The 12,767-nt window shown below is 70.6% G+C and carries 10 protein-coding genes; 6 read left to right on the top strand and 4 right to left on the bottom strand.

Going from position 1 to position 12,767, the window contains the following annotated elements; translation table 11 throughout:
* The first annotated feature begins 39 nt into the window (after positions 1 to 39).
* Complete coding sequence (locus ACIQD6_RS23640; RefSeq protein WP_401885344.1) at positions 40 to 213, top strand: hypothetical protein; 174 nt, start codon at positions 40 to 42, stop codon at positions 211 to 213.
* Between the two features lie 412 nt (positions 214 to 625).
* Here the strand turns inward: ACIQD6_RS23640 and ACIQD6_RS23635 are convergent, their stop codons facing one another.
* The gene (locus ACIQD6_RS23635; protein WP_401885342.1) at positions 626 to 1,690 is read right to left on the bottom strand and encodes a LacI family DNA-binding transcriptional regulator; all 1,065 of its coding nucleotides are present in this window, start codon (positions 1,688 to 1,690) and stop codon (positions 626 to 628) included.
* Between the two features lie 257 nt (positions 1,691 to 1,947).
* Between ACIQD6_RS23635 and ACIQD6_RS23630 the strand changes: the two genes are divergently transcribed.
* The 4 genes from ACIQD6_RS23630 to ACIQD6_RS23615 all read left to right on the top strand — a co-directional run bounded on the left by ACIQD6_RS23630 (position 1,948) and on the right by ACIQD6_RS23615 (position 6,901).
* A complete protein-coding gene (locus ACIQD6_RS23630; RefSeq protein ID WP_401885341.1) occupies positions 1,948 to 3,279 on the top strand; it encodes an ABC transporter substrate-binding protein in 1,332 nt (443 codons plus the stop codon).
* Between the two features lie 2 nt (positions 3,280 to 3,281).
* Positions 3,282 to 4,307 carry a carbohydrate ABC transporter permease gene (locus tag ACIQD6_RS23625; RefSeq protein ID WP_401885340.1) on the top strand — a complete coding sequence of 342 codons (1,026 nt, stop codon included), beginning with the start codon at positions 3,282 to 3,284 and terminating at the stop codon, positions 4,305 to 4,307.
* A gap of 9 nt (positions 4,308 to 4,316) precedes the next feature.
* Positions 4,317 to 5,231, top strand: coding sequence for a carbohydrate ABC transporter permease (locus ACIQD6_RS23620; RefSeq protein WP_401885338.1), 915 nt, complete (start codon positions 4,317 to 4,319; stop codon positions 5,229 to 5,231).
* A 215-nt stretch (positions 5,232 to 5,446) separates the two neighbouring features.
* The gene (locus tag ACIQD6_RS23615) at positions 5,447 to 6,901 is read left to right on the top strand and encodes a glycoside hydrolase family 1 protein (RefSeq protein ID WP_401885335.1); all 1,455 of its coding nucleotides are present in this window, start codon (positions 5,447 to 5,449) and stop codon (positions 6,899 to 6,901) included.
* A 241-nt stretch (positions 6,902 to 7,142) separates the two neighbouring features.
* Here the strand turns inward: ACIQD6_RS23615 and ACIQD6_RS23610 are convergent, their stop codons facing one another.
* Positions 7,143 to 8,561, bottom strand: coding sequence for an ATP-binding protein (locus ACIQD6_RS23610; protein WP_401885334.1), 1,419 nt, complete (start codon positions 8,559 to 8,561; stop codon positions 7,143 to 7,145).
* Positions 8,558 to 9,295, bottom strand: a complete 738-nt coding sequence (locus ACIQD6_RS23605) for a response regulator transcription factor (protein ID WP_401885332.1) — start codon at positions 9,293 to 9,295, stop codon at positions 8,558 to 8,560. Before ACIQD6_RS23605 ends, ACIQD6_RS23610 begins: the two co-directional genes overlap by 4 nt.
* A gap of 220 nt (positions 9,296 to 9,515) precedes the next feature.
* On the opposite strand from ACIQD6_RS23605, the gene ACIQD6_RS23600 reads away from it, so the two are divergent.
* Complete coding sequence (locus tag ACIQD6_RS23600; protein WP_401885330.1) at positions 9,516 to 10,061, top strand: hypothetical protein; 546 nt, start codon at positions 9,516 to 9,518, stop codon at positions 10,059 to 10,061.
* Positions 10,062 to 10,149: 88 nt separating this feature from the next.
* Here ACIQD6_RS23600 and ACIQD6_RS23595 read toward each other — a convergent pair.
* Positions 10,150 to 12,767 (bottom strand): Ig-like domain repeat protein (locus ACIQD6_RS23595; protein WP_401885328.1); only part of this gene is annotated, 2,618 nt, incomplete at its 5' end.

The raw sequence follows: 12,767 nt of genomic DNA, 5'->3' as shown, positions 1-12,767 counted from the left end.
TCTACCGTCGTTGGGGGAACGGAGAGAAACGAGGCTGACATGAGCGAGTGGATCGATCCGCGGTACGAGGACCTGGTGGACCGGTACCGGGCGGCGAAGTCCGCAGCCCCGCTGCCCAAGCGGCGCCGGGGCTGGTCTAAGAGGCGTTACGGCGACCCGTTCGTCATCGTCATCGACCCGGCGACCCAGACCCCGTACAGCGCCGGCCGCTGATCACTGCCCCGGCCGATTGCCTTCCCCGATCGATCCTGGCTGCACGATGGACGCGCCCCTGTGCCAGGTTCTGCGCCCACCCACCGGCGGGCAGGGGCAGCCGACCCGGCCTCGCCCCCCACCGAGCAGGCGGGCGTACGGAGGCCCCCACCGGGCCACCGGCGGGAGGGGGTCGGGGTCGCAGGAGGTGACGTGTCCGGACGTAGAGCGTGATTTGTGGCGCTACTCGGCCCGCATCCAAACAACAAACCCGCACGCGCCGTAAATCATGCAGTCCGGACATGCGCCTCCGGAGGCCCCGGCACCCGCACCCACCACACACCGCACCCGCACCCCGCCCGACGGCGACACCACACCCGCACCCGCACCCCCCGCCCCCGCCGGACGGCGCACCGCCGCGAGGCGACACCGCTCACGACGACGCCCGCACCACCAGTTCCGTCGGCAGCACGATCTGCCGCGGCTCCCCTTCCCCCGGCCCCGCCACCGCCACCACCGACCGCACCGCGATCTCCGACAGCACCACCCGCGTCATCGCCCGGCCCATCTCCTCGATCGGCTGGCGCACGCTCGTCAGCGGCGGGTCCATGTGGCGGGCGATCGCCGAGTCGTCGAAGCCGATCAGCGCCACGTCGTCCGGGATGCGGCGGCCCGCCGCGCGGAGGGTCTGGCGGGCGCCGGCGGCCATGACGTCGGAGGCCGCGAACACCGCGTCCAAGTCGGGGCGGCGGGTGAGGAGTTCGCGCATGGCGCGGCGGCCGCCTTCCTCCGTGAAGTCGGCCACGGCCGTCAGCCGCTCGTCCGGGGCGTGGCCGGCCTCGGTGAGGGCCTGGCGGTAGCCGTCGAGGCGGCAGGCCGCGCCGTACACCTCCAGGCGGCCGGTGATCGTCGCGATGGTGCGGCGGCCGCGTGAAAGGAGGTGGGCGACGGCGGTGCGGGCGCCCTCCGTGTTGTCGGAGTCGACCGCGGGCAGGGGTTCGGAGGCCGAGCGGGGGCCGCTGACGACCGTGGGGATGCCGAGTTGGGTCAGCAGCTCCGGCAGGGGGTCGTCGGCGCGGACCGAGACGAGCAGGGCCCCGTCGGCGCGGTGGGCGGCCAGGTACTGGGCCAGGCGGCGGCGCTCGCGGGCGCCGCCGGCGAAGGTGAGCAGGAGTTGCATCCCGCTGTCGGCGAGGGCCTCGCCGACGCCGCGGACGATGTCCGAGAAGTACGGCTCGGCGAAGAAGCGTTCCTCGGGTTCGGGTACGACCAGGGCGATCGCGTCGGCGCGGTTGGCGGCGAGGGCGCGGGCCGCGCGGTTCGGTACGTAGCCCAGTTCGGCGACGGCCGCCTCGACCGCCGCCCTGGTCGGCGCGCTCACCCGTGGCGAGCCGTTGATCACCCGGGAGGCCGTGCCCCGGCCGACCCCGGCGCGTGCCGCCACCTCTTCGAGCGTGGGCAGCTTCCCGCCGCGTGGACGCGTTCCCCGAGACCCCATGTATGCCTCCCCGGCCCGGGGCCCGCCCGGCGTAAACCAACAAACAGATAACCGACTCATCTGTCGCCGCCAGGTCCCTTGACACCCCTACAGGGACCCGCGACCCTTCAACACATCACACATGGGAGCGCTCCCACCGTATCTGACCCATACATGCCCCGTACGTTTCCCGACCATGCCGGGCCCCCTCCCAACCACAGGGCGGCACCCAGCGGTTGGCCGGAGGCCGGTACTCGTCGGTGCACTAGGAGGACGTCATGCGCACACGTATTCATTCGTCCCGCCGAGTGGTGGCCCTCGCGGCCGTCGCCGCGCTCGGTGCCGGAATTCTGTCCGGCTGTGCCCAGGACAGCGACGAGCCCTCGGGCGGTGCTTCGAACGGCGGTGGCGGCAAGGGGAAGACCAAGATCACCGTGGGGGTCTTCGGGGTCTTCGGCCTCAAGGAGGCCGGCCTCTACGACCAGTACATGAAGCTCCACCCGGACATCACCATCGAGCAGACCTCGATCGAGCGCAACGAGAACTACTACCCGCCGCTGCTCACCCATCTGGGCACCGGCAGCGGACTCGCCGACATCCAGGCCGTCGAGATCAACAACATCGCCGAGATCGCCGAGACCCAGGCCGACAAGCTGATGGACCTCGGGAAGGTGGACGGCGTCAAGAAGGACAACTTCCTGGCGACGACCTGGACTCAGGGCACCAGCAAGGCGGGCAAGACCATCGGGCTCGGCACCGATGTCGGCCCCGAGGCCATCTGTTACCGGAAGGACCTGTTCGCCCAGGCCGGACTGCCCACCGACCGTGATGAGGTCGGCAAGCTGTGGGCGGGCGACTGGCAGAAGTACCTGGACGTCGGCAAGCAGTTCAAGGCCAAGGGCCCCAAGGGCGCGGCCTTCGTGGACTCGGCGGGTGGCGTGCTGAACGCCATGAACGGCACGACCGAGAAGCGTTTCTACGACGAGGACGGCAAGGTCGTCTACAAGACCAACCCGGCCGTGCGGAAGTCGTGGGACACCGCCGCCTCCTTCGCGAAGGAGGGGCTGAGCGCCAAGCTCCAGCAGTTCACCCCCGCCTGGACCCAGGGGTTCTCGAACAACGCCTTCGCCACGATCTCCTGCCCGCCCTGGATGCTCGGCTACATCAAGGGGAAGGCCGGCGCCGCGGCCGAGAACAAGTGGGACGTGGCCGCCGCGCCCAAGCCCGGCAACTGGGGCGGTTCCTTCCTCACGGTGCCCGAGGCCGGGAAGAACAAGGAGGAGGCGGCGAAGCTCGTCGCCTGGCTGACCGCTCCCGAGCAACTGGCCACCCTCTTCGACAAGCAGGGCAGCTTCCCCAGTGCCCAGGCCGCGTACGCGCTGCCCAAGGTGTCCGACGCCAAGGCCACCTACTTCAACAACGCGCCCATCGGTGACATCTTCAGCAAGGCCGCCGACGGTGTACCGGTCCAGATCCTCGGCGCGAAGGACGGTGTCATCGCGCAGAACCTGGCCGATGTCGGCATGCTCCAGGTCGACCAGAAGGGCGTCTCGTCCGAGAAGGGCTGGGACGCCGCCGTGAAGGCGATCGACAACGCGCTGGACCAGTGACCATGGCCAGTGACGCACCCGCCGCCGCGCCCTCCGAGGAGGAGGGCGCGGCCCCGGCCCCGTATCCCCGTCCCCCTGCCGGGAACACGGTCACGGACCCGAAGCTGGAGCGGCGTCGCGCGCGGCGCAGCCGCTGGTACCGCCGTGATGTGCGGTGGAGCCCGTACGCCTTCGTCGCGCCGTTCTTCGTCTTCTTCCTGGCCTTCGGCCTCTTCCCGCTCCTCTACACCGGCTGGGCCTCGCTCCACCGGGTGGAGCTGACGGCGCCCAACGACATGGAGTGGGTGGGCCTGCGCAACTTCACCCGGCTGATGAGTGACGAGTTCTTCTGGAACGCGTTACGGAACACCTTCACCATCGGGGTGCTCTCGACCGTGCCGCAGCTGGTGATGGCGCTGGGCATCGCGCACATGCTCAACTACCGTCTGCGCGGCTCGATGTTCTTCCGGGTCGCCGTCCTCACCCCGTACGCCACCTCGGTGGCCGCCGCGACGCTGGTGTTCGTCCTGCTCTTCGGCCGCGACTACGGAATGGTCAACTGGGCGCTCGGAGCGGTCGGGATCGACCCGGTCGACTGGCAGAACGGTGCCTGGACCTCGCAGTTCGCGGTCTCCACGATCGTCATCTGGCGCTGGACGGGCTACAACGCGCTGATCTATCTGGCGGCGATGCAGGCGATCCCCGACGACCTGTACGAGTCGGCGGCGCTGGACGGGGCCTCGCGGTGGCGGCAGTTCCTCCATGTGACCGTGCCCTCGCTGCGGCCGACGATCCTGTTCACCGTCGTGGTCTCCACGATCGGCGCGACCCAGCTGTTCGGTGAACCCCTGCTGTTCAACGGGGCGGCGGGCGCGAACGGCGGCGCGGACCACCAGTTCCAGACGCTCGGGCTCTATCTGTACGAGCAGGGCTGGGTGAATCTGCACCTCGGCCGGGCCTCGGCGATCGCCTGGACGATGTTCCTGCTCCTGCTGGTGATCGGCGCGGTGAACTGGCTCGTCTCCCGTCGTCTGCGCAAGAGCTCGTAGAGGAGAACCATGTCGACGACTTCGCGGACACTCGCGAAACCACGGACCGCGGCGGGGGCCGAACCGCCACCGAAATCCGGGAAGGGCAAGCGGGGCGCGGGCCGGCAGCTGCACGCCGGACGGCTGACCTACGCCGTGCTGATCATCTTCACGGTCGGCTCGCTGTTCCCGCTCGTATGGACGGCGATCGCGGCGTCCCGCAACAACACCCGCCTCGCCCAGACTCCGCCGCCGTTCTGGTTCGGCGGGAATCTCTTCAAGAACCTCGAAATCGCCTGGACCGACGCCAACATGGGCACGGCCCTGCTCAACACGACGATCGTCGCCGGGTCGATCGCCGCGGGTACGGTGATCTTCTCGACGCTGGCCGGCTTCGCCTTCGCCAAGCTGCGGTTCCGCTTCCAGAACGTGCTCCTGCTGCTGGTGATCGGCACGATGATGGTGCCGCCGCAGCTCAGCGTCGTACCGCTGTACATGCTGGTCGCCGAGTTGTCCTGGACCGACCAGCTCCAGTCCGTCATCCTGCCCACCCTGGTCAGCGCCTTCGGGGTGTTCTTCATGCGGCAGTACCTGATCGGGGCGCTGCCCACCGAGCTGATCGAGGCGGCCCGGGTGGACGGCGCGAGCAGCTGGCGGGTCGTCCGGCATGTGGTCTTCCCCGCCGCGCGGCCCGCGATGGCCGTGCTGGGGATGCTGACCTTCGTGATGGCCTGGAACGACTTCTTCTGGCCGATCATCGCGCTGACGCAGAACGGCAGCCCCACCGTGCAGGTGGCGCTGACCGGGCTCGGGCGCGGCTACATCCCCGACCAGTCGGTGATCATGGCCGGCGCGTTACTGGGCACGCTGCCGCTGCTGCTCGCCTTCGTGTTCTTCGGCAAGCACATCGTCGGCGGGATCATGCAGGGCGCGGTCAAGGGCTGAGGCCCGGTCTCCGGATCGGCTCGGCTCTGGGCCGCGGCCCCGCCCGGACACCGCCCGAACACCGGCTGAAGCGGCTGAAGCGGCCGAAGTCCGGCCCGGCTGACGGCTGCTGAGCCTGCCCCGGCCTCGGCTGAGAGCCGCAGGCCGCGGGCTCCACGCCGCACACCCTCGTACCACCACACCCCCCATCCCTACGGTCAATGGGAGCTGCAACCATGTCCGTCACCTTTCCGCCCGGCTTCCTGTGGGGCACCGCCACCGCCGCCTACCAGATCGAGGGCGCCACACGGGAGAACGGCCGTACGCCCTCCATCTGGGACACCTTCAGCCACACCCCCGGCAAGACCGAGAACGGCGACACCGGCGACACCGCCGTCGAGCACTTCCACCGCCGGGCCGAGGACGTCCGGATGATGGCCGACCTCGGAGTGAACGCGTACCGCTTCTCGGTCTCGTGGCCGCGTGTCCAGCCGACCGGGCGCGGCCCCGCCGTCCAGCGCGGCCTCGACTTCTACCGGGGTCTCGTCGACGACCTGCTCGCTCACGGCATCGAGCCCGTCCTCACGCTCTACCACTGGGACCTCCCGCAGGAGCTGGAGTCCGCGGGCGGCTGGCCCGAGCGTGAGACGGCCAACCGCTTCGCCGAGTACGCGCGCATCGTCGGCGAGGCGCTGGGCGACCGGGTGACGCGCTGGACGACCCTCAACGAGCCCTGGTGCAGCGCGTTCCTGGGGTACGCCTCAGGGGTGCACGCACCGGGCCGTACGGATCCGGTGGCCGCCCTGCGCTCCGCGCACCATCTCAACCTCGGCCACGGCCTGGCCGCGCAGGCGCTGCGCTCCGTGCTCCCGGCGCGCGGCAAGGTCTCGGTGAGCCTCAATCCGGCCGCCGTACGGCCCCTGACGCGTTCGCCCGAGGACATGGACGCGCGGCGCCGTATCGACGCGCTGGCCAACCGGGTCTTCTCCGGGCCGATGCTGAAGGGCGCGTACCCCGAGGACCTGTTCACGGACACCGCGCGGCTCACCGACTGGTCCTTCGTCCAGGACGGCGACCTGGCCGCGATCCGGCAGCCGCTGGACTCCCTGGGCATCAACTACTACCAGCCGACGGTGGTCTCGGCGGCCGGCCACAAGGACAGGGGCCACGAGGGCAGCGGCCAGGAGGGCGGTGCTCAGGAGGCCGGCGAGAGCCACGGCGGTCACGGGGCGAGCGTCCACTCCCCCTGGCCGGGCGCCGAGTCGGTGGTCTTCCACCAGGCCCCCGGCGAACTCACCGAGATGGGCTGGTCGGTGGACCCGACCGGGCTGTACGACCTCCTCCTGCGCTACACGCGCGAGGCGCCGGGAGTGCCCCTGATGGTCACCGAGAACGGGGCCGCGTACGTCGACAAGCCGGCCGCCGACGGTACGGTCCACGACCCCGACCGGATCCGCTACCTGCACGGACACATCTCGGCGGTGCGGCGCGCGATCACCGACGGGGCCGATGTACGCGGCTACTTCCTCTGGTCGCTGCTCGACAACTTCGAGTGGGCCTACGGCTATGGCAAGCGCTTCGGTGCGGTCCATGTGGACTACGAGACCCAGCGCCGTACGCCGAAGTCGAGCGCGCGGTGGTACTCCAAGCTGGCCGCTACGGGGGTGCTTCCCGAGGTGCCCATCGGTTAGGCCGGTTCGCGCGCCCCGGCCGAGTGGGGGGTTTGAACCGGCCGGGGCGCGCGGGAGGGGCTGGTGGGGCAGCCCGTGTGACACCACGCTAGCGGTCCCGGTACGGACAAATGGCCTGTTCGGGACGGGGGTTGGTGTTCTTAGGGCGCCCTTAAGGAACGCATGGGAACGGATTAATGATCGGGCGTCGAGATCAGCCCCTGACGGCTGAAAACCCGCTCCCGCCCCCGGGCTCCCGCGCTCAGGCTTCCGCGCCCTTGCGGCCTGCGGGGCCCCGGCCCGGGGTCCCGCGCTTGCGCCGGCGCAGCCGGTGGCCGCGCGGCTCGTCCGGGGAGCGCCACCCGTCGAGCCCGATCCAGATCCGTACCTCGGTGCCGCCGAGCACCGAGCGGCCGATCCGTACGTCCCCGCCCGTCGACTCGGCGACCCTGCGCACGATGTCGAGGCCCAGGCCCGTCGAGCCCTCGCGGCCCCCGCTGTTGCCGCGTGCGAGAGCGGCCTTCGGGTCGGCGATCCCGGCGCCCGCGTCCGAGACCAGGACGATCACGGCGTCCTCGCTGTTGTGCACATCGACCGAGAAGGCCGTGCCCTCCGGGGTGTGGCGGAAGACGTTGCCGAGCAACGCGTCGAGCGCGGCGGTCAGTTCGGCCCTGACGACCGGGATGCGGACCGGCCGGCCGATGCCGGCGACCCGTACCGTACGGTCCTCGTCCTCGGCCAGCGCGGACCAGAAGTCCATCCGCTCCCGGACGACCTCCGACACGTCACAGCCTCCGGCGGGCCCGGCCGCCGCCGTCTGCGGTTTGGCCTCGCGGGCGGTACGGATGATCGTGTCGACCTCGCGTTCCAGCTGCTCGACCGCCGCCCTGGTCTGTTCGGCGGCCGGGCCCTCACCGAGCGAGGCGGCGTTGAGGCGCAGCACGGTGAGCGGGGTGCGCAGCCGGTGCGAGAGGTCGGCCGCGAGTTCCCGTTCGTTGGCGAGCAGTTGGACGACCTGGTCGGCCATGGAGTTGAAGGCGATCGCCGCGGATCGCAGCTCGGTGGGCCCCTCCTCGGGGACGCGCGCGCCGAGTTTGCCCTCGCCGAGGGCGTGCGCGGCGCCCGCGAGCCGCTGGGCGGGCTCGACCATCCGTACGCCGAGCCGGTCCGCGACGGCGACCGAGCCGACGATGAGCGCGACGCCCACGCCGGAGAGCACCAGCCAGGCGGTGGTGACCCCGTTGGAGACCTCGTTCTCGGGGACGAACACCTCCACGACCGCGATCTGGCCGGAGCCGAGGGCGGTCGGCTGAAGCAGCGCGGAGCCGCCCTCGACCTCGGCCACGGCGGCGCGGCCGAGCCGCTGGACGTCCCCTGTCTCCGTGCCGGTGACCCGGCTCTCGCCGATCTTCAGGGGCCGGCGGTCCGGCTGGTCGGCGGCCGGGACGTGCACGGCCATCCGCCGGTCGGAACCGGCCTCGGTGGAGGCGACGGCACGTTCCAGCTCGTCGCGGTCGGTGGTGATGGAGAGGGTGGGGCCGATGGCCGCGGCCTGCCGTTCGGCGTTGGTGAAGGCCCGGTCCCTGGCGATCTCCTTGATGACCAGCGCCAGGGGTACGGCGAAGGCCACGACGACCATCACGGAGACGGCCAGGGCGACCTTGACCAGGGCCCATCTCATACGGGGGGCTCCTGCGCGGGCCGGTCCGGCACGGGCGGCGGCGTCGGAACCGGTGGTTCCAGCTTCACCCCGACCCCCCGCAGGGTGTACAGGTAGCGCGGCTTGGCCGCCGTCTCGCCGAGCTTGCGCCGCAGCCAGGACAGGTGGACGTCGATGGTCTGGTCGTCCCCGTACGACTGCTGCCACACCTCGGCGAGCAGTTCCTTGCGCGGTACGACCACCCCGGGGCGCCCGGCCAGGAAGGTCAGCAGGTCGAACTCCCGCCGGGTCAGGTCCAGTCGGGTCCCGTCCAGTTCGGCCTGACGGCGCAGCGGATCGATGGAGAGCCCGCCGACACGGATCACCCGCGAGGGCGTGGCCTCGCCGGTGGTGGCGCGCGAACGGCGCAGTACGGCCGCCATCCTGGCCGACAGATGCTCCACCGAGAACGGCTTGACGAGATAGTCGTCGGCGCCGTCGTTGAGCAGCCGGACGATCTCCGTCTCGTCGTCCCGGGCTGTGGCGATGATCACCGGTACGTCGGTGATCCCGCGCAGCATCTTCAGCGCCTCGGCCCCGTCGAGATCGGGCAGACCGAGATCGAGGATGACCACGTCGAACGGGAAATGGGCCACCTCACGCAGCGCCTCCAGGGCCGTACCGACGCTCCTCACGGTGTGGGAGGCCTCGGTGAGATGCCTGATGAGGGCGGAGCGTACGAACTGGTCGTCCTCGACCACGAGCACACTGGGCATGGGCGGCACCGTACGCCATTCGGGTGAGGGCGGCAGGTGTCCCCCAGGACCGGAGCGCCCGACCGGAGCCCGGGCCCCACGCCACCGGAGCCCGGGACCCGCGCCACTTAAGTCCGGAAGCCGCGCCACCGGCGCGCGGGACCCGCGCCGGTGAATCGTGACCGGTGCCGCACCAGGTTCCATGGGACAGGTGGGGCATGAGTGGTGCACTATGGCCGGGATGCGCAGAGGACTCGTACACGGCCTGGCATGGACCCTCGCCACGGGATCGGCGGTCACGCTGGCGTGGTGGGGTGTTCAGACGGTCATGGCGGGCACGGCCTACGACCCGCCGCGCACCCTCCGGCTCCCCACGGACGCGACGACGGGGCAGCCCGACCCCGTCGCCTCCTCGACCCGGCGGCCCGAGAGCCCTACGGCGAAGCCGAGTTCGCCCTCACGCACACCTTCGGCGGAGCCGAGCGAGACCCGCCGGCCGTCGCCGCGGCCGTCGGACGAAGCGCCGCCACCGGCCCCGGGCACCGGCACGGACGTGTCCGACACGGGCCGGATCAAGGGCTATACGGTCGACGGCGGCCGGGTCGTCTTCGACCTCGGCGAGACCTCGGCGGAGCTGGTCTCGGCGACACCGGACTCGGGCTGGCAGATGCAGGTGTGGAAGCAACCGGCCTGGATCCGGGTGACGTTCACGCAGGAGGGCCGGGAGGTCTCGGTGTTCTGCACCTGGAACGGCCGTCCGCCGACGGTGGAGTTCGACGAGCGTTGAGGGCGGGCCCGGCCCGGAGGCATGGCCACGCCGGGCCGCTGTGCGCGGGCCCGGCGTGGCGTGCGGTCGGGAGTGGGAGGGAAAGCGGTCAGGGCAGGAGCGGGAGCGGCACGAACGTGAGAGACGCCGTGGCGCTGGACGGGTTGAGGCAGGGGGCGCCCGCGAAGGACGCCGTGTACGTACCGGCTGTGACGACGACGGCCGGGACGGTCACGTTGGGCGGCGCGAGTGTCGCGACACCGCTGGCGTTGGTGACCGCGGACCCCAGGGCGATCGGGCCGCCGACCGCGTTGGCGACGAAGGTGATCGTCTGACCGGGGATGGGTGCGTTGGTCACCGCGTTCTTGAGTGTGGCGCTCATCGCCGGGATGACGAATTGGCCGTTCGTGCGCAGGCGCACCTGGGCGGGGGGAGCGGTCAGGGTGGTGGCGACACTGCTGACGGTGACGACGACGATGCCGGCCGAGCCGTTGAAGCACGTGGAGCCGTTGTACGTGGCGGTGACCGTCCCCGAGACGAGCGTGCTGGACGTGAAGCACGCCTGACCCGACGCGTTCAACGCCACCGTCTGATTCAGACCACCAGGACCCGTGAACGTCACCGTCCCCGTCGGAGTACCCGACCCCGGCGGATTGGCAACGACCGTCGCACACACCGTCACCGACTGACCGCACACGGACGGATTGGGCGTCGCCGTCACCGTCGTGGTCGTGGAAGCCTTGTTGACGGTGACCGCGACCATGCCGGCCGAGCCGTTGAAGCACGTGGAGCCGTTGTACATGGCGGTGACCGTCCCCGAGACGAGCGTGCTGGACGTGAAGCACGCCTGACCCGACGCATTGACCGTCACCGTCTGGTTCAGCCCGCCCGGACCCGTGAACGTCACCGTCCCGGTCGGAGTACCCGACCCCGGCGGATTGGCAACGACCGTCGCACACACCGTCACCGACTGACCGCACACCGACGGATTGGGCGTCGCCGTCACCGTCGTGGTCGTGGAAGCCTTGTTGACGGTGACCGCGACCATGCCGGCCGAGCCCAGGAAGCAGGTGTCCTCGCCGTTGTACGTCGCCGTCACCGTCCCCGAGACCAGGGCGGTGGTCGTGAAGCACGCCTGACCGGACGCGTTCAACGCCACCGTCTGGTTCAGCCCGCCCGGCCCCGTGAACGTCACCGTCCCGGTCGGCGTACCCGAACCCGGCGGAATCGCCACCACCGTCGCGCACACCGTCACCGACTGGCCACACACAGAGGGGTTGGGCGTCGCCGTCACCGTCGTCGTGGTGGACGCCTCGTTCACCGTGACGGTCACGGTGCCGGACGAACCCAGGAAGCAGGTGCTCTCGCCGTTGTACGTCGCCGTCACCGTCCCCGAGGAGTGCAACTGAGTGGTGGTGACGCATGCTTGGCCGGACGCGTTGAGCGTGGCGGTCTGGCTGAAACCACCGGGCCCGGTGAAGGTGACCGTGCCGGTGGGTGTGCCGGAGCTGGGCGGGTTGGCCGTCACGGTCGCGCAGAGGGTCACCGCCTGGCCGCACACGGACGGATTGGGCGTCGCCGTGACCGTCGTCGTGGTGGACGCCTCGTTCACCGTCACCACGACCGTTCCGGTGGAGCCCAGGAAGCAGGCGTCCTCACCGTTGTAGGTGGCGGTGATCGTCCCGGAGGACTGCAAGGATGTGGTGGTGAGGCACGCTTGGCCGCCGACGAGGGTCAGGGTGATGTTCAGCCCGCCGGGTCCGGTGAAGGTGACCGTGCCGGTGGGTGTTCCCGATCCGGGAGGGTTGGCGACGACGGTCGCGCAGACCGTCACCGTCTGGCCGCACACGGAGGGGTTGGGCGTCGCCGTCACCGAGGTCGTCGTAGACGCCTCATTCACCGTCACGGTCACAGTGCCGGACGAACCCAGGAAGCAGGCGTCCTCACCGTTGTACGTGGCGGTGACCGTCCCCGAAACCAGGGCCGTGGAGGTGAAGCACGCCTGACCGGACGCGTTCAGCGCGACCGTCTGGTTCAGCCCGCCCGGACCCGTGAACGTCACCGTCCCGGTCGGCGTACCCGAACCCGGCGGAATCGCCACCACCGTCGCGCAGACCGTCACCGCCTGGCCGCACACGGAGGGGTTGGGCGTCGCCGTCACCGAGGTCGTCGTCGACGCCTCATTCACCGTCACCGTCACAGTCCCGGACGAACCCAGGAAACAGGCATCCTCACCGTTGTACGTGGCGGTGACCGTCCCCGAAACCAGGCTCGTGGACGTGAAGCACGCCTGACCCGACGCGTTCAACGCCACCGTCTGATTCAGACCACCGGGTCCGGTGAAGGTGACCGTGCCGGTGGGTGTTCCCGATCCGGGAGGGTTGGCGACGACGGTCGCACACACCGTCACCGACTGGCCGCACACAGAGGGGTTGGGCGTCGCCGTCACCGAGGTCGTCGTAGACGCCTCATTCACCGTCACGGTCACAGTGCCGGACGAACCCAGGAAGCAGGCGTCCTCACCGTTGTACGTGGCGGTGACCGTCCCCGAAACCAGGGCCGTGGAGGTGAAGCACGCCTGACCGGACGCGTTCAGCGCGACCGTCTGGTTCAGCCCGCCCGGACCCGTGAACGTCACCGTCCCGGTCGGCGTACCCGAACCCGGCGGAATCGCCACCACCGTCGCACACACCGTCACCGACTGACCACACACGGACGGATTCGGCG

The sequence above is a fragment of the Streptomyces sp. NPDC088400 genome (genome assembly GCF_044753355.1).
In the GTDB taxonomy this organism is placed as follows: Bacteria; Actinomycetota; Actinomycetes; order Streptomycetales; family Streptomycetaceae; genus Streptomyces.
Note: the sequence above shows the minus strand (reverse complement) of the source record. Positions and strands in the feature narration are given on the sequence as shown.